15 protein-coding genes are annotated in these 16,157 nt (G+C 73.1%); 11 read left to right on the plus strand and 4 right to left on the minus strand.

Going from position 1 to position 16,157, the window contains the following annotated elements:
* Position 1: 1 nt before the first annotated feature.
* From SFY69_02665 to SFY69_02680, 4 genes are all read right to left on the minus strand, one after another.
* Positions 2-1,366, minus strand: a complete 1,365-nt coding sequence (locus tag SFY69_02665) for a GH1 family beta-glucosidase (GenBank protein ID MDX2130938.1) — start codon at positions 1,364-1,366, stop codon at positions 2-4.
* A 68-nt stretch (positions 1,367-1,434) separates the two neighbouring features.
* Positions 1,435-4,560, minus strand: a complete 3,126-nt coding sequence (locus tag SFY69_02670) for a discoidin domain-containing protein (protein ID MDX2130939.1) — start codon at positions 4,558-4,560, stop codon at positions 1,435-1,437.
* A 101-nt stretch (positions 4,561-4,661) separates the two neighbouring features.
* Complete coding sequence (locus tag SFY69_02675; GenBank protein ID MDX2130940.1) at positions 4,662-5,831, minus strand: phosphonoacetaldehyde reductase; 1,170 nt, start codon at positions 5,829-5,831, stop codon at positions 4,662-4,664.
* A gap of 70 nt (positions 5,832-5,901) precedes the next feature.
* Positions 5,902-7,227: a DUF4147 domain-containing protein gene (locus SFY69_02680; protein ID MDX2130941.1), complete on the minus strand. Its 1,326-nt coding sequence runs from the start codon at positions 7,225-7,227 to the stop codon at positions 5,902-5,904.
* 97 nt (positions 7,228-7,324) lie between these two features.
* On the opposite strand from SFY69_02680, the gene SFY69_02685 reads away from it, so the two are divergent.
* From SFY69_02685 to SFY69_02735, 11 genes are all read left to right on the plus strand, one after another.
* Positions 7,325-7,654, plus strand: coding sequence for a DUF4190 domain-containing protein (locus SFY69_02685; GenBank protein MDX2130942.1), 330 nt, complete (start codon positions 7,325-7,327; stop codon positions 7,652-7,654).
* A gap of 32 nt (positions 7,655-7,686) precedes the next feature.
* Complete coding sequence (locus SFY69_02690; GenBank protein ID MDX2130943.1) at positions 7,687-8,160, plus strand: DUF2752 domain-containing protein; 474 nt, start codon at positions 7,687-7,689, stop codon at positions 8,158-8,160.
* Positions 8,161-8,165: 5 nt separating this feature from the next.
* On the plus strand, positions 8,166-9,065 hold the full coding sequence (locus SFY69_02695; protein ID MDX2130944.1) for a hypothetical protein: 900 nt from the start codon (positions 8,166-8,168) through the stop codon (positions 9,063-9,065).
* Positions 9,066-9,129: 64 nt separating this feature from the next.
* Positions 9,130-9,603: a transcription elongation factor GreA gene (greA, locus tag SFY69_02700; protein ID MDX2130945.1), complete on the plus strand. Its 474-nt coding sequence runs from the start codon at positions 9,130-9,132 to the stop codon at positions 9,601-9,603.
* Between the two features lie 66 nt (positions 9,604-9,669).
* The gene (locus tag SFY69_02705) at positions 9,670-10,686 is read left to right on the plus strand and encodes a ribokinase (protein MDX2130946.1); all 1,017 of its coding nucleotides are present in this window, start codon (positions 9,670-9,672) and stop codon (positions 10,684-10,686) included.
* Between the two features lie 33 nt (positions 10,687-10,719).
* A complete protein-coding gene (locus tag SFY69_02710) occupies positions 10,720-11,544 on the plus strand; it encodes a DUF4097 family beta strand repeat-containing protein (GenBank protein MDX2130947.1) in 825 nt (274 codons plus the stop codon).
* Between the two features lie 94 nt (positions 11,545-11,638).
* Complete coding sequence (locus tag SFY69_02715) at positions 11,639-12,844, plus strand: redoxin domain-containing protein (protein ID MDX2130948.1); 1,206 nt, start codon at positions 11,639-11,641, stop codon at positions 12,842-12,844.
* A 19-nt stretch (positions 12,845-12,863) separates the two neighbouring features.
* The gene (locus tag SFY69_02720) at positions 12,864-13,649 is read left to right on the plus strand and encodes an NAD(P)H-hydrate epimerase (protein MDX2130949.1); all 786 of its coding nucleotides are present in this window, start codon (positions 12,864-12,866) and stop codon (positions 13,647-13,649) included.
* Between the two features lie 42 nt (positions 13,650-13,691).
* Positions 13,692-14,138, plus strand: a complete 447-nt coding sequence (locus SFY69_02725) for a bifunctional nuclease family protein (protein ID MDX2130950.1) — start codon at positions 13,692-13,694, stop codon at positions 14,136-14,138.
* Positions 14,128-15,462 (plus strand): tRNA pseudouridine(13) synthase TruD, encoded by a 1,335-nt coding sequence (truD, locus tag SFY69_02730; protein MDX2130951.1) that lies wholly within the window; start codon positions 14,128-14,130, stop codon positions 15,460-15,462. The genes SFY69_02725 and truD overlap by 11 nt, the downstream gene beginning before the upstream one ends.
* The gene (locus SFY69_02735; GenBank protein ID MDX2130952.1) at positions 15,459-16,151 is read left to right on the plus strand and encodes an HAD-IA family hydrolase; all 693 of its coding nucleotides are present in this window, start codon (positions 15,459-15,461) and stop codon (positions 16,149-16,151) included. The genes truD and SFY69_02735 overlap by 4 nt, the downstream gene beginning before the upstream one ends.
* Positions 16,152-16,157: the final 6 nt, after the last annotated feature.

The following is a 16,157-nucleotide window of genomic DNA, read 5'->3' on the forward strand; positions in this document are numbered from 1 at the left end:
GCTAGAGATTCTCGGCGTTGCGCTCGATGACCGAGCGGTACCAGCGGGCGGAATCCTTGGGCGTGCGCGTCTGGGTGGCGTAGTCGACGTGCACGAGCCCGAAGCGCTCGCGGTAGCCGGCGGACCACTCGAAGTTGTCCATGAGCGACCAGTGGAAATAGCCCCGGACGTCGACGCCGTCGGCGCGGGCGCGGCGGAGGGCGAGCAGGTATCGCCGGGTGAAGTCGATGCGCTGGGGGTCGTGGACCTGGCCGTCGAGCGAGACCCAGTCGTTGTTCGACAGGCCGTTCTCGGTGATGTAGATGGGCACGTTGTACCGCTCGTGCATGAAACGCGGTCCCCAGTAGAGGCTCTCGGGCTCGACGGGCCAGTGGAACGCGGTCGTGGGGAACCCGGGCGGGCGGACGCACGCGACGGGCGCACCGGGCGGGCCGCCGGCGCTCGGGGCGGCGGCGCGGACGGGCTGGCCCTCGTAGATGTTGATGCCGAGGAAGTCCATCGGCTGGCGGATGATCGCCATGTCGGCGGGGTCGACCTTGGGCATGGCGGCGCCGAACAGGCGGAGCCCGTCGGCGGGGTATTCGCCGGTGAAGGCCGGGTCGTTGTACCAGGTGTTGTTCCAGAGGTGGGGCTCGAGCACGCCGCAGGTGCCCGCGCGGGCGGCGTCGATGTCCGCGGGCGACTGCGGGTACTTCACGACGCAGACGCAGGCCCAGCCGGCCTTCAGGGGCTGGCGGGCGGCGGCGCGGAGCGCCTGCATCCCGCGCCCGTGCGCCAGGAGCACGTGGTGCGTGGCGAGGAGTTGCTCGGACAGGGGCAGCTTGAGCCCGGGCGCGTTCGTGCCGTCGGCGTGACCGAACTTCAGGAAGACCTGCGGCTCGTTGAGCGTCATCCAGTGCGCGACGCGGTCGGACAGCGCGTGCACCACGGCATGCGTGTAGTCGGCGAACCAGGCGGCGCTGTCGCGATTCAGCCACCCGCCCCGGTGGTAGAGCGCTTCGGGGTAGTCCCAATGGAAGAGCGTGACGTACGGCGTGATCCCGGCGGCGAGCAGCGTGTCGACCAGGCGGTCGTAGAACGCGAGGCCCTTGGCGTTCACCGGGCCGACGCCGTCGGGCATGACGCGTGGCCAGGCGATGCTGAAGCGGTACGCGCGGGCGCCGATGTCGCGGATGAGGCGGACGTCTTCCTCGACGCGGTTGTAGTGGTCGCAGGCGACGTCGCCCGTGTGCCCCTGAAAGACGGCGCCCGGCGTGCGGCAGAAGGTGTCCCAGATGGACTTCCCCCGCCCGTCGGCGGCGACGGCGCCCTCGATCTGATAGGCGGATGCGGCGACACCCCACACGAAATCCGGCGGAAACGACATCGAGGCACTCTCCTTGCGCGTTCCCCGCTGGGCGGGAAGGGCGAGCGTACGGCGGGCGGGACGCGATTTCAGGGCGCGACGTCGAACATCACCGTCGCGGGCAGGCTCCGCACGGTGGCGTCATTTCCCAGGGCGCCGGGCGGGCGACGCACGATGAACCCGCCCGGCGGGATCGTGGCGTCGCCCTCGAGCGTGACGATCACGCGCGCGGCGTCGCGGCGCATCGAGCCCGAGAGCGTGCCGCCGGGCAGCGTGATGTTCCGGAACGCCACGCCGCCGGGCGCGCCGAGCCACTCGGCGATGACGCCCCCGAAGACGACGCACGCGTCGTCCTGCTCGTGCACGAAGATCGAGAGCACCGCGTTGACGAAGTCTGACCCCACCCAGGTGTGCGGCATGTCGCCGATGAACTTGGGCGTGCGCGCCTCGCGGAAGACGACCTCGGCCCAGTGGTTCCAGCCCGCGGGCCGCATGTGCCCGTGGAACCAGCGCAGGGCGGCGATCGCGCGCTCGGGCTGCCCCAGGCGCACGTACGTGCCGACGTGGCGGAGTTCGTAGGGCGTATAGGCATCCCATGTCGCGCCGGGCGCGGCGCGGGCGGTGAAGAAGTCCCAGTACTTGTCGAACGTGCCCCGCAGGAGGTCTTGCGGCGCGTGGGCGCCGTCGTCGCAGGGGAAGAGCGCGATCGTGGTGGACGTGGAATCAAAGTCGTAGAGCTCGACGCAGCCGGGGATGTACGTGAGGTTCTTCTCGCGCGTCGTCAGGCGGATGGAGTCGTAGAGGCACCGGCGCATGTCGGCGGCCTGCGCGGCCAGCGCCGCCTCGGCCGGCCCGTCGCCCATCTCGCGCGCAATGAACGACGCCTCGCGCAGCCCCAGCACGCAGAAGAAGTTGTCCCAGTGCGAGTGCATGGGCTTGGCCGAGTACCCCTCGTGGCTGATGGACTCGGGCACGAGCCCGTAGAAGCGGCGCTTCTCGCCCTGCTGGTACTCGGGGGTCATGCGCTGCGCACGCAGCGACCCGATGTACGCGGCGGCCTTCTGCACGCGGGGCCAGTGGGCCGCGAGGAACTCGGTGTCGCGGGTGTATCGGTAGTAGTGCGCGACGGCCCAGATGTACTCGCCGTGGCTGTCGTGCTCGGGCACGGGGTCGGGCCCGCGCGCATCCACCACGCACGGGATCTTGCCGCTCTCGAACTGGTGCGAGGCGTACCAGTCGATCCAGGTGCGGACCTCGTCGCGCACGCCGCAGGAGAGCAGGGCGGCGGAGGTGAGCGAGCCGTCGCGCGCCCACGAGCGTTCGTAGGAGCGCGATCCGGGCTGGATGGCCGGGCCGTCGCGGTTGATGAGGATGTACGCGAGCTGGCTACGGAGCGCGCGGTCGACCCAGGCGTCGGGCTCGGGCAGGGTGAGTTGCACCGTCGAGACGCGCGTGCGCCACGCGTCGGCCACGGCGGCGAGCCGGGATCGGGCCCACGCGGGGGCGTCGACGCGATCGGCGGTCGGGGGGGCGGCGCCGGGCACCAGCGGGCAGACGAGGACGACCTCGCGCGTGCCGCCGGGGGCGAGTTCGAAGTCGAACGTCATGACGCCCGAGGCGAGGCCGCCGGCGTCGGCCGCGGTGGGCGCGGACGGGTAGTCGCCCGAAGCCAGATCGGCGACGATGTCGCTCGAGCCGAACGCGACCGCACTGAGCCGGTCGGGGCGCGTCAGCGCGGTCACGGTCGTGGCGTCGTTCACCGTGATCGACCGGGCGTCGGCGCGGATGGTGCGGATGGGCGAGAAGCCGCCCTCGAAGTTCAGGCGCTGCCAGGGCGGATTGACCTGGAACGGACGCAGCGCGACATGGAGCCGCCCGGCGATCGGCGCGTCGCTCGTGTTTGTGACGGCGTAGAGCGCGACGGTGGTGGCGGCATCGCCCGCGCCGTCGACGAACGCCGTCACGCTGAGGTCGAGCCCGTCGTGCCGGCGGACGACGGTCGGGATGGGCAGGGCGTCGTCGGCGAGTCGCTGCTCCGTGCGGGCGTCGGCCCACGTGAGGAGGGATTCGCCGACGGCGATGAACGGCTCGAGGCTGACGCCTCGCTTGCCGAGCTCGATCGAGCCGTCTTCGCTGACGAGCGCTTCGGCGCCGTGCTCGGGCGCGCCGATGACGGTCCAGTAGACCTGCTCGTTCAGGCACGCGCGGGGGTAGCGACCGCGCGGGGCCTCGCCGGCGAGGGCGGCGAACATGGCGTTGGGGTTTGGTGCGAACGTCTGGTCGCGCAGGACGATCTCGCGCACGCCGACGTGGGACGCGCCGGTGCGCCCGCGCATGGTGAGGCGGACGAACGCCGCGGCCGAGTCGGGCGCGACGAGCAGCGTGCGTGCGGAGCGAACGCCCGATTCCGCGGCGAGGACGGACCAGGTTTCGCCGTCGTCGGAGGTCTCGACGCCGACGCGCTTCGGGCGGGCGTCGTCGTCCCAGTCGATCTGCACGGCGCTGAACTCGGTGGTGGCGCCCAGGCGGAGCGTGAGCGTCTCGTCGGCGTCGCCCGCGGCGGAACGCCACGACGTGCGCGGGTCGGCGTCGATCGCCATCGCGGCCGATGCGTTCGGCGACGCCTGCGAGGAGGCCCGGGCCGTGGGGGGCCCGGTGGGCCGGCCGGCGGGCGGGACCTCGCGGAACGTGAGTTCGTCGAGCCACACACTGCCCTTGCCGCCCGACGCGCTCGCGATGGCGAACTCGAGCTTGGACATCTGCGTCAGCGGCGCGCCGGCGGAGGGCCCCCACGCGAACTCGAGGTGGCGCGTGCGATACGCGATGCGGGTCCAGTCCGCGGGCCACTCGAACGCGCGGCGGTTTACCCACCAGACGCTGTCGCCCGAGGGGTCGAGCAGTTTGAACTCGAGGTTGTTGGAGGGCCCGACGCCCCGCACGCGGAACGAGAACTCGTAGTCGGCGGGCAGATCGATCGGGAGCGGACGCTGGATGAGGCCGTACCCGGCGCCCGTGACGAACTCGTAGTCGAGGCGGAGGCAGCGGCCTTGCGCGCCCTCGTCGGGGTGCAAGCGGAGCGTGACGCCCTCGGAGGTAATGACGGTCCACCGGGCGGGGTCCTCGAAGTCGTCGAGGACGCGGGGCGGGCCGGCGCGGGCGACGAACGCCGCGGCGAGGAGGAGCAGGACGACCGCGAGGCGGAGGAGGTGGTGCATGGGTGGTTCTGCGCGCGAGGGGGGAGGCTGATTGTAAACGTTTTCTTTGGCCGGGAAAGGGCTAATCGGCCCGGTCGGCCCGGTCGGCCCGGCTGGCCCGGTCAATACGCGGCGGTGAGGATGGACAGCGCGTCGGCCTCGGTCAGGCGCCGTGGGTTGTTCGAGAGGCGCACCGTGTCGGCGGCGGCCGCCATCGGCGCGAGCGCCTCGCGCCGCACGCCCGCGGCGGCGAGGGTCGGCGGCTGCCCGAGTTGGGTCAAGAGATCGCGCAGGCGAGCGGCGAGTTCTTCGGGCGTCGCCTCGAGCGTGCGGCATGCCTCGCGCACGCACCGCCGCGCCACCTCCGGGCCCCCGGGGTGCGTGCAGTCGGCGTCGCACACGCGGTCGTTGAACGCGGCGACGTGCCCGAGCGTGAGAGCGACGGCGAGCCCGTGCGGGATGTTGAATCGCGTGGTGAGCTCGTACGACAGCGCGTGCGAGGCGGTGGTCTTGCTGATGTTGATCGCCCGCCCGGCGCGGTGAGCGCCGAGCATCATCGCCTCGCGATGGGCCCGGAACTCGGTGGACTCGACGGGCGCCGCCTTTGTGCCGTGCCCGCGCACGCTGGGCGCCAGGTGGGGCGCGATGAGGGCGAGCGCGTCCATGGCGTGGGCGCGGGAAGTGTCGGTGGCGCCCGAGGCCCAGTGCGATTCGACCGCCTGGCAGAGCGCGTCGAGCCCGGTCGCCGCGGCGATCGACGCGGGCATGGCCATGTGCAGCGTCACGTCGAGCACGACCGCGCGGGGGCGCATGGCAGGGTGCGCGACGGAGACCTTGTGCCCGTCGACATAGATGGCGGCGAAGTGGGTGGCCTCGCTGCCCGTGCCGCTGGTGGTGGGGATCGCGACGACGGGCCGGGGCGCGACGTGCGCGTTGGGCGAGCCGCGCACCAGGGCGGGGGCTTCGTTGGGCATGCCGGCGCCCAGGGCCCCCACTTTCGCGACGTCGAGGCACGAGCCGCCCCCGAGCGCGAGGAGGGCGTCGGCGCGGAGGTCGATGGCGGCGCGGGCGGCGGCGAGCGCCTGGTCGGAGCGCGGGTTGGGCGTGAAGTCCGTGAAGGTGCCGACGATTCGCCCGCCGAGGCTCCGCCGCAGCGTGGCGTCGGCGCCGGTGGCGTCGGCGACGCCCCGGTCGAGCACGAGCAGCACGCGCGGGGCGTCGATGGCGTCGAGCAGGGCGCCGGCGTGCCCGAGCGACCGGGCGATCAACTGCGAGTCCTCGCGGGTGAACATGGGCGTCTCCGGCGTGAGGAAGGAACAGTACCGCCCGAGTCTCGCGGGCACGGCCCGCGCGGCGCCTGCCTCACCACCCCAGCATGACGACCACGTGGTTGACGTTCGTGCCCGTCGGGCCGGTGCGGAGCGCGCCGCCCAGCGTGTCGAGCGCGCGGTGGGTGTCGTGGCGCGCCACGGCGTCGGCGAGATCGAGCCCGTGTGCGCGGGCGCGGGCGGGCGTGTCGGAATCCACGATCGCGCCCGCGGCGTCGGTCGGGCCGTCTCGCCCGTCGGTCGAGAACGCGCCCAGCGTGACGCCCGCGCCCGGAGCGGCGCCGAGCGCCCCCGCGGCGGCGAGCGCGAGTTCCTGGCTGGGCCCGCCCACGCCCGACGCCTCGCGCACGGTGACGGTCCATTCGCCCCCGGCGATCCACGCCCACGGGGTCGGTGCGCCCGCGGCGCGGAGCGCGATCGCCCGGGCGGCCAGCGCGCGCCCCGCGTCGCTCGCCTCGCCCTCGAGCGCGTGCTGGACCCCGGCGATGTGGAACCCCAGCGACGCGGCACGATCGCGGGCGGCCTCGACGGCCGTCCGGTTCGTCGCGATGATCCGGGCGCCGACGCGGAAAACGATCGCGTGCCCGGGCTTGGGCGTCTCGGGGATGTCGCCCGCCGCCCCGCGGTGCAGGTGCGCCATGACCGCCGGCGCGTGCGTCGACACGCCCCGCTGCTCGAGCACGCGAATGGCGTCGGCGTACGTCGTGGGGTCTGGCGAGACCGGGCCCGACCCGATCACGTCGAGCCGGTCGCCGATGACGTCGGACAGGATGTAGGCCTCGATGGACGCGCGGCATCGCTCGGCAAGCCGCCCGCCCTTGAGCTGCTCGGTGTGCTTGCGCACGGTGTTCAGGTCGCCGATCGGCGCGCCCGCGAGCTGCAGACGCCGGTTGACATCGGCGACATCGGCGACCTCGAGGGCGCCGTCGGGCAGGCAGACGAGCGAGGATGCGCCGCCCGAGAGCAGCAGGATGACCTGCTCGGACTCGTCGGCGTCGTCGATGAACTCGCGCACCGCCAGGCCCGCGACCAGGCTCCGCAGCGTCGGGTACGGGTGGTCGCCGGGAAGGACGCGTGCGCCGGGAATCACCACGTGCGGGTGTTGATCGAGCGGGCAGACGGCCAAGGCCGCGCGGGGAGGCTCGGCGAGCAGCGCAAGCGTCGTGCGCAGCATGGGTTCGCTCGCCTTGCCGATCGCGAGCACGCGCGTGGGACGGGCGGGGGTCACCCAGTGGCGGGCGAGGGCCACGGCCGGGTCGGCGGCGTCGCGCACGGCGTGGAGGATGTCGAGCACGAGCGCGTGGGCGTCGGCGGGGCGCGGGGGCGATCGCTCGATGGTCCAGGTGGTGGGCTCTGGCACACCGGAGCGTACCCGTCGGTCGGGATGTGTGTGGAGGTTTGCGGGGGCGTGTGCCGATTGATAGTCTCGGACGAGTTACACACCTCTGGAGGCCACGATGTCGCAGTATCCGCCCCCGATGTCCGGTACGCCGCCGATGAACCCCGGCTCGATGATGCGCCCGCACCGCGGCACGCTGGTGCTGGTGATGGGCATCCTCGGGCTCGTGGTGTGCGTGATCTGCGGGATCCTCGCGTGGATGTGGGGCAAGGAAGACCTGAAGGCGATCGACGCCGGTCAGATGGACCCGGCCGGGCGCAGCCTCACGCAGGTCGGCAAGATCCTCGGCATGGTGTCGGTGATCCTCAACCTCGTCATCCTGGGCATCTGGGTGCTGATGATGGTCGTCGCTGGCGGAGCGGCGGCCGTGGGCGCGGGCGGCCCCTGAGCGGATCTTCGCCCGCGGTTCAACAATGCCGCGTGAGTTCGACGACCGGCGCACATCGGCGTGAGGGCAGCGTTCGCTCGTTCCTGGTGATCGCCGGGGTGTGGCTGCTGTTTGTGGCGATGGCGTACGAGGCCGGTCGTCGCGGCGGGGAGCCGATCCAGCTGTGTCTCTTCCGCCGGGCGACGGGGATGCCGTGCGCGACGTGCGGCTCGACGCGGGCCGTGGCGCACCTGGCCTCGTTTGACTTTGCCGGCGCGATCGCGCTCAACCCGTTCATGACGGGCTTCCTGATCGCGGCGCCGCTGTGGCTCGCGTGGCGGGCGACGCTGGGACGCCGCTACCCGCCCGTGCCCGAGTCGGTGCGTCGGCGCGTCACGTGGGCGCTGCTCGCCCTGCTGGGCGTGAACTGGGCGTACGTGCTGTGGCACGAGCGCGGATCGTGGGACGCGCCACGCGGGCCGATGCCCGCGCTGCCCGGGGCCGACGCGATCGCGCCCCTACCGTGATGCCGATGGACACGCCGGAGGCCGACACGTCGGGGGGCGCTGCGTCGGGCGCGCCGATTCCGCCTGCGCCCGAGGTGAATTCGCCCGAGCCGGCCCCACCCGAGCCGGCCCCACCCGAGCAGTACGCCGCGGACGACGACTTCGCGCCGGGGCGTCGGTCCAACGTCCGTCCCGTGCGCCACGACCCATGGGCGCACCGGCGGGGCGAACCCAGGACGTTCGCGGCGTTGTGGATCGTGTTCCTGTTCAGCGCGGCGGTGGTGTCGCTGGGCGCGGGCGGGTCGCTCGGCCTGATCGCGACCGATGTCTACCGCGCGTCGGCGCGGGTGCTGCTTGTGATCGCGGGGGTCGGGGTGGGCGTGCTGTGGCCGATGCTCCGCCTGAGCCAGGAGACGCCCGGCCAGCCCGTGCGTGCGGCGTGGCAGGACACCATCGTCGTCACTGCGCCGCTGCACGCCCTGGCGTGGCCCCAGGCACTGCCCTGGATGGCGGCGTGGCCGCTGTCCGTCGCGGGGGCGCTGGCGGCGCATTTCACGGCGTGGGCGCTGCTGTGGGGCGGGGTGCTGGCGCTCTGCCTGGACGCGCTGCGATCGGGCGCGGTCCGCAGCCGCTCGCTGCTCGTGGCGGCGGTGCTCGCGCTCGTGAGCGTGGGCCCGGCGGGCGCGCACGTCTTGCGGAACGCGGGGGGGAATCTCACGGGCGCTCGGGTGGGATGGATGCTATCGCCGGTGACAGGCGGGTGGGAGATCACTCGGGACCAGTCGTGGTCGGGCGTGCCCGCGCGGGTCGACGCGGTGCACTGGTGGACGATCGGCGCGGTGGCGGTCGTCGCGGCGCTCGTCTGGCTGATTGCGGGATTCACCCGGCGCGGGGCGCAACTGGCCCGACCCGCCGCCGCGGCCTAGATTCCTAAATGCCGCGCCGAACGCCCCGGGGCTCGCACGGCGGAGCCCGGGGCAGGAGAATGCCATGGAGTTTGTGACGAAGGCTGAGAAGGAAGTGCTCGAAACCCGGCTGGCGACGCTGGTCGCGAACCGCGCGGCGGTTTCGAAGCGCATCGCCGAGGCGCGCGAGCACGGGGACCTGCGCGAGAACGGCGACTACCACGCCGCCCGCGAGCAGCAGGGCATGGAGGAGGCGGAGATCCGGCGCCTCGAAGAGAAACTCCGGAACGTCTCGGTGGTGGACGAGAAGATGGCCAAGGCGGTCGAGGGCGTCGTGTTCCTCGGGTCGCTGGTGCGCCTGCGCGAGGAACCTTCGGGCGACGAGGACGTGTACAAGCTCGTGGGCGAGTCCTCGGCCTCGCCGCCGGCGGACTATTTCGAGGTGACCGCGAGCAGCCCGCTGGGCGAGGCGCTGCTCAAGACGCGCGTGGGCGACACGGTGCGGGTCACGCTGCCGCGCGGGCCCAAGGCGTTCACGGTGCTCGAGATCCTGTCGTAGCGGGCGCTGCTCGCACGGCCGCGCCGGGCGCACGGGCGGGGGCGACCGGCGGTAGACTGCGCGCCGGTGCACGACGCTGCGTTCAACCCGACCCCGCCGATGCAGGTCTGCGTCGTCGGATCCGCGAACATGGACCTGGTGGTGCGCACCGCGCGGCTGCCCGCGCCGGGCGAGACGATCCTGGGTTCGGCGTTCCGGACGTTTCCCGGCGGGAAGGGTGCGAATCAGGCGGTGGCGGCCCGCCGTCTGGGGGCGGGCGTCTCGCTGGTCGCGTGCATCGGCGACGATTCGCACGGGCAGCGGATCCGCCAGTCGCTCGAGGGCGAGGGGCTGGACCTGCGATGCCTGGCGGTCCGCGCGGGTGAGCCGAGCGGGCTGGCGATGATCACGGTGGCCGAGGGCGGGCAGAACACGATCGTGGTGTCGCCGGGGGCGAACGCGCGGCTGTCGGAAGAGGACATCGACCGCGCGGGCGAGCAGATCCGCGGGTGCGACGTGCTGCTGGCGCAGTTGGAGGTGCCGCTGGTCGCGGTGCGTCGGGCGATCCACCTGGCGCGCGAGGCGGGGCGGGCGGTGATTTTGAACGCCGCCCCGGCGAAGGTGCTGCCGCCGGATCTGGTGCGCGAGGTGGACGTGCTGGTGGTGAACCGCTCGGAGGGCGCGCGGGTCGTGGGCATGGATTCGTCGATCGACCCGGCGCGCATCGCGTTGCGACTGCCGGAAGTCGGCGCGCCCACGGTGATCCTGACGCTCGGCGCGGGCGGGAGCATCGTGGTGCACCGGGGTCGCCCGCGGCGGCTGGGCGCGCCGCACGTCAAGAGCCTGGACGCGACCGGCGCGGGCGATGCGTTCTGCGGCGCGTTGGCGGGTGCGTGGGGCGCCGTCCGCCGGGCGGAGGCGCGATCGACCGAGGAACTGCGCCGGGTCGAGGCGGCGGTGGCGTTCGCGTCGGCGGCAGGGGCCGCCGCGACCATGAAGGCCGGGGCGCTGCCGTCGCTGCCGACGCGCGAGCGGGTGGAAGCGCTGCTCGCCGGGGGCGCGGACCCGGGCCCGATGAAAGTCGCCGGGCCGCCCGCCCAATGACCCCCGGGGACCGGACACCAGAGGAGATCGCCGATGCGGACGTTTGCGCGCGTGTGGATGGCGGGGCTGCTGGCGGTAGGCGGCGCGGGGCTGCTCGCGGGCACGCCCGGGTGCGGGGTGTTCTCACCCGCGACGATCCGTGGCACGAAGACCGCGCAGGCGCCGCACGTGCCGGGCTCGGGGCTCGACATCGCCACCTCGAACGGGAGCGTGACGGTCACCGTCGCGCCGGGCGAGGAGGTGCAGATCACCGCGGAGATCCGCGCCCTGTCGCAGGCGCGCCTCGATGCCACCATGCTGGGCGTGGAGCGGTCCGACGACGGCACGCTCTCGGTGCGTGTGCAGTGGCCCGAAGGGCGCCGGCACTCCAACGAAGGGTGCTCGATCGACCTGCGCGTGCCCGACGCGTCGGGCGTCGTCGTCGACACCGGGAACGGCTCGATCACGCTCGCCGGCGCGGCCGGGCAGGCAACGCTGTCGACATCGAACGGCTCGATCACCGTCTCGGACCACAGCGGCCCGGTCTCGGCCACGACAAGCAACGGCTCCGTGAATCTGCGCGATGTCGGGACGGTGCGGGCCAAGTCCTCGAACGGGCGCATCACGGTGGTGCTGCGGAACGATGTCGCGGGCCCGGTGCACTGCGATACCAGCAACGGCTCGATCACGCTGGAGTTCGGGACGGCGTTCGACGCGCTCGTCGACGCCGACACCTCCAACGGCGGCGTCACCGTGGCCGGGCCCTCGCTGCAGGTCGTGAAGTCCGGCAAGTCCAGCGGCTCGTTCAAGTTCGGCGCGGGCACGCACCCGTCGCGCCTCGACACCTCCAACGGCAGCATCACGATCCGCCCGCGCTGAGACCGCCGGCGGCGTCCGGCGCATCGCGCTCGCGTGCGCGCAACAATGAGGCGTGCCCGGAACGAACGCCCCGGGCGCACTCCGGAGGCGACGCATGGCGCGGAATCGAACGTCCCGACTGCTGGCGGTGGGCTGCGTGGCGCTCGCGGGGGCGTTGGGAGCGCACGCGCAGAGCGAGCCGCCGGCGGCCCCGGTGCAGCCCGTTCCCCCCGTGCAGCCGCCGCCCGTGCCGCAGAGTGAGGCGCCGCCGATCGATCCGCAGACGGGCGCGGTGCGTGTGTTCTCGTTCGGCGACGTGCCCCCCCGGATCAAGGTCGAGTCGTGGCTGCGGGGCGATCCGGTGGGCGCGTTCGAGCCGGGCACCGTCTACGTCGTGTGGTTCTTCTCGACGTGGAGCAAGGCGAGCGAGGAGGCCATCCCCACGCTGCGCGCGGTGCACGAGCAGTTCCAGGGCGCGGGCGTGCGGCTGGTGGGCGTCAGCGTCTGGGAGACCACCAAACCCGCGCCGGGCGACGCGTACGTCGAACGCCTGCGCGCGTACCTCGGCGCGGAGCCGGGAGCGCTGATCCCCGGGTCGGTCGCGTTCGACGGGGCCGCGGGCGAGATGGCCCAGACGTGGATGCGCGGCGCCGACCGCCGGTCGATCCCCAGCGCCTTCGTGATCGACGCGAAGGGGCGCGTCGCGTGGATGGGGCACCCGCTGAGCGTGACCGAGCCGCTGGCGACGATCGTGTCGGAGGTGGTGGCGGGGACGTTCGACGCGCTGAAGGCCAGGGAGCGTGCCCAGGACCAGCAGAAGACGGTCGATGCCATCCGCCGCGTTGATCGCCGGCTGTTCCGGGCGATGGAGGCCCAGGACGGGAAGGACGCGATGCGCCTGGTCGAGGAGATGATCGCGCTTCGCCAAGAGGACGGCGTCGCCCGCGTGCAGGACGTGTTCGAACTGGCGCTGATGGAGAACAAGAACGCCGACGCGGTGGCGTGGGCGCTGCGCCTGGCCGAGGGCCCCATCGCGGGGAACGCGCTCGTGCTGAACAACCTGGCCTGGGGCATCGCGACGGACGAGCGCCTGGAGACGCGTGACCTGGACGCGGCGCTGATCCTGGCGGAGAAGGCGAACACGGCCGCGCAGGGGCGGGAGGCGTACGTGCTCGACACGCTCGCGCGGGTGTGCTTCGAGCGGGGCGAGGTCGCGCGGGCGGTGGAGTTGCAGGAGCGCGCGATCGAGCACGCCCGCGCGGACCAGAAGGACGAGTACCGCGCGGTGCTCGAGGCTTACCGCGCCGGTCGGCGTCCCTAGGCGCCCGGGAAAGGGACTCATGGCCCGCGCACGACCCACCGACCTGCTGGTCTTCTCGCGCGATGCGCTCCGACGTCTCGACGACGCCTGCGCGCGCGAGTACGCCATCCCCACGCTGCTGCTCATGGAGAACGCCGGGCGGCTTGCGGCCGAGACGGCCCTCGACGGGCTCGGGGACGAGGATTCCCCCGCCGCCCTCGTCGTGTGCGGCCCGGGGAACAACGGCGGCGACGGGCTGGTCGCCGCCCGGCACCTGCACAACGCGGGCGTGCGCGTCGAGATCCTCGCGCCCCTGGGCGACGCCTTCCGCGGAGACGCCGGCGTGCAGCGCGAGATCGTCGGCCGCATGGGGCTGGCGCCGCGGGCGGACGCCGACGCCGAGCGCGCCTGGCGCGACCTGCGGGCCTCGGGCGTGGTGATCGACGCCCTGTTCGGCACGGGGCTGACCCGCGCGGCGGACGGGGCGGCCCGCGACGCGATCGGGTCGATCAACGCCCTGGCCACCCGGGGCGTGCCAGTGCTGAGCGTCGACTGCCCTTCGGGCATGGACGCCGATACGGGGCGCGTGCTGGGCGAAGCGGTGCGGGCGAGCGTGACGCTGTCGCTGGTGGGCCTGAAGGAGGGGTTCCTGACGCTCGACGCCCAATCCCTGCTGGGAGAAGTAGTTGTGGGCGACATCGGCGCTCCGCGCGAACTGGTGGAGCGTCTGGGGAGGCGGGTGCCCGCGCCGGCGATCGCCGAGACCAAGTCCGGCGCCCGGCGCGCTCCGGCGGCGCGCGGCAAGGCGCGTGCGGAGTCGGAGTAGAATCGGGTCTCGGGGCGGGCCGTCTGGGTCGGAGGGACCGTTATGGCCGTGCGCATGGAACTCGCCAGGATCCTGATCCGCGAGCTCAACGACTACCAGATCATCGAGCTGCGCGAGGTGGCCCCGCCGACCGAGAGCGGGGAGCCGGGCGGGCAGATGGAGGGCGGGCGGGCGTTCCCGATCGTGATCGGCCTGCCCGAGGCGCAGGCGATCGAGCGACGGCTCAAGGGCATCCAGATCAAGCGCCCGCAGACGCACGACCTGCTGGCGAACGTGGTGGAGGCGCTGGGCGCGAAGCTGGAGTCGATCACGATCAACGACCTGACCGACCACACGTTCTTCGCGACGCTGGACGTGCGGACGAGCGCGGGCGAACTGCGCCGCATCGACTCGCGTCCGAGCGACGCGATCGCGCTGGGAATCGCGGGCGGGGTGCCGATCTACGTGGAAGAGCACGTGCTCGAGGCGGCCAACCGCGATGAGTCCTGACGCCGAGGGCGGGGCGACGGGGGCGAGCGGGGCCCGCCCCGGCACGCACGCCGCGCCGCGCGCGTATGTCACGCCGGAACAGGCCGGCCTGGGCGGGGTGCTGAAGGAGCGTCCCGAGGATTTTCTGGTCGACGAAATCCCGCTGTACCAGCCGTCGGGCGAGGGCGAGCACATCTACCTGCTGGTGCAGAAGCGGGGCATGTCGACGATGGAGATGGTGCAGGTGGTGGCGCGTCACTTCGGCGTGCGCCGGGCCGCGGTCGGCTACGCGGGGCTCAAGGACAAGCGGGCCATCACGCGCCAGGTGGTGTCGGTGCACACGCCGGGGAAGACATTCCACGAGTTCCCGATGCTGCAGCACGAGTCGGTCCAGGTGCTCTGGGCCGACATGCACGCGAACAAGCTCCGCCCCGGGCACCTCAAGGGCAACCGCTTCTCGGTCAAGATCCGGGGCGTCCCGCCCACGGGCGTGCTGACGGCCCGTGCGGTGCTGGAGCGGCTTCGGGCCACGGGCGTGCCCAACCGCATCGGCGAGCAGCGGTTCGGGCTGCTGGAGAACAACCACCTCGTGGGGCGCGAGCTCGTGAAGGGCGACTTCGAAGCCGCGGCCCGCGAACTGCTGGGGGCCTCGGCCGAGCACCCGGAGATGAACACCGAGGCGCGCGCCCTCTTCGCGGAGGGCCGGTTCCGCGAGGCGCTGATGAAGTACCCGCCCGGCGCGCGGACCGAGCTCATCGTGCTCAACGGGCTGTCGCAGGGGCTGGACGCGAAGCGCGCCTTCATGCGCCTCGACGAGCCCGTGCTCCGCTACTACCTGAGCGCGTTCCAGAGCGCCGTCTTCAACGACGTGCTGGACGCGCGCGTCATCGACGGCACGCTGGGCACGCTCCGCACCGGCGACCTCGCGTTCAAGCACATCAACGGCGCGGTGTTCGCGGTCGACGAGCCCACGCAGGCCGACCCCGCAACGGCCCAGCGCCTCGCGACGTTCGAGATCAGCCCGTCGGGGCCGATGTGGGGGGCCTCGATGCCCCTGGCCTCCGGCGTCGTCGGCGAGGCCGAGAGCGCCGCGCTGGCCCGCGTGGGCGTGACGCCCGCCGACCTGGCGGCGTTCGACCTGCGGGCGCGCGGGACGCTGGAGGGCAAGCGCCGCCCGCTGCGCGTGCCGCTGATCGACCCGGAGGTCGAAGGCGGCGTCGACGAGCACGGTGCGTACGTGCGCTGCGCGTTCGAGCTGCCCCGTGGCTCGTTCGCGACCGTCGTGATGCGCGAGGTGATGAAGCCCGCGCGAGAGCGCGACGCCGACGCCGAGGAGGGCGCATGAGCACGAGCAGCACAAGCGCGAGCACCCCGCCCGGACGCGTCGGCATGGTCTGCTTTGACCTCGGGGGCGTCATCGTCAAGCACCACCGCGCCTGGCGCGACGCGTGCGCGGCGGTCGGGCTCGAGCTGCGTCCGGGGATCGAGGACCCCGCGCTCGTCGCCCGCCGGCGCGAACTCACCGCGCTCTATCACGTGGGGCGCCTGGGCTGCGACGAGTTCTTCTCGGCGCTCGCCGACGCGACCAACGCGCTCTACACGCGCGACGAGGTGCGCCGGCTGCACGACGCCTGGATCTACGCCGAGTACGAGGGGATCGCCGACGTGCTGCACGACCTGGTGCGGGCCGATCGGGCGCGCACGGGCGTGCTCTCGAACACGAACGCGTCGCACTGGGCGCGCGTCGGGCCGGCGCCCGCGGGGGCGGCGCTCCCCTACTTCCCGGCCGCGGCGGTCCTCGGGCACCGGCACGCGAGCCACCTGCTGGGGCTCGCCAAGCCCGACCCGGCGATCTACCGCGCGTTCGAGCGCGAGACGGGTGCGCGCGGGCCGGAGATCCTGTTCTTCGACGACCTGCCCGAGAACGTCGCCGCCGCCGCCGCGCTTGGATGGCGCACCGTGCTGGTCGATCACCTCGGCGACACCGCGTCGCAGGTACGGCTCGCGCTGCGGCGCCACGACCTGCTCGACTGACGCGGC

It is taken from the genome of Planctomycetota bacterium, from assembly GCA_033763975.1.
Lineage (GTDB): Bacteria > Planctomycetota > Phycisphaerae > Phycisphaerales > UBA1924 > RI-211.

Bases quoted from the DNA above. Each gene is read 5' to 3' on its own strand.
- SFY69_02685 (MDX2130942.1), top strand. From the start codon at position 7,325: ATGTCGCAGTATCCGCCCCCGATGTCCGGTACGCCGCCGATGAACCCC.
- SFY69_02715 (MDX2130948.1), top strand. From the start codon at position 11,639: ATGGCGCGGAATCGAACGTCCCGACTGCTGGCGGTGGGCTGCGTGGCG.
- SFY69_02675 (MDX2130940.1), bottom strand. From the start codon at position 5,831: ATGTTCACCCGCGAGGACTCGCAGTTGATCGCCCGGTCGCTCGGGCAC.
- SFY69_02695 (MDX2130944.1), top strand. From the start codon at position 8,166: ATGGACACGCCGGAGGCCGACACGTCGGGGGGCGCTGCGTCGGGCGCG.
- SFY69_02665 (MDX2130938.1), bottom strand. From the start codon at position 1,366: ATGTCGTTTCCGCCGGATTTCGTGTGGGGTGTCGCCGCATCCGCCTAT.
- SFY69_02670 (MDX2130939.1), bottom strand. From the start codon at position 4,560: ATGCACCACCTCCTCCGCCTCGCGGTCGTCCTGCTCCTCCTCGCCGCG.
- greA (MDX2130945.1), top strand. From the start codon at position 9,130: ATGGAGTTTGTGACGAAGGCTGAGAAGGAAGTGCTCGAAACCCGGCTG.
- SFY69_02710 (MDX2130947.1), top strand. From the start codon at position 10,720: ATGCGGACGTTTGCGCGCGTGTGGATGGCGGGGCTGCTGGCGGTAGGC.
- SFY69_02720 (MDX2130949.1), top strand. From the start codon at position 12,864: ATGGCCCGCGCACGACCCACCGACCTGCTGGTCTTCTCGCGCGATGCG.
- truD (MDX2130951.1), top strand. From the start codon at position 14,128: ATGAGTCCTGACGCCGAGGGCGGGGCGACGGGGGCGAGCGGGGCCCGC.
- SFY69_02725 (MDX2130950.1), top strand. From the start codon at position 13,692: ATGGCCGTGCGCATGGAACTCGCCAGGATCCTGATCCGCGAGCTCAAC.
- SFY69_02735 (MDX2130952.1), top strand. From the start codon at position 15,459: ATGAGCACGAGCAGCACAAGCGCGAGCACCCCGCCCGGACGCGTCGGC.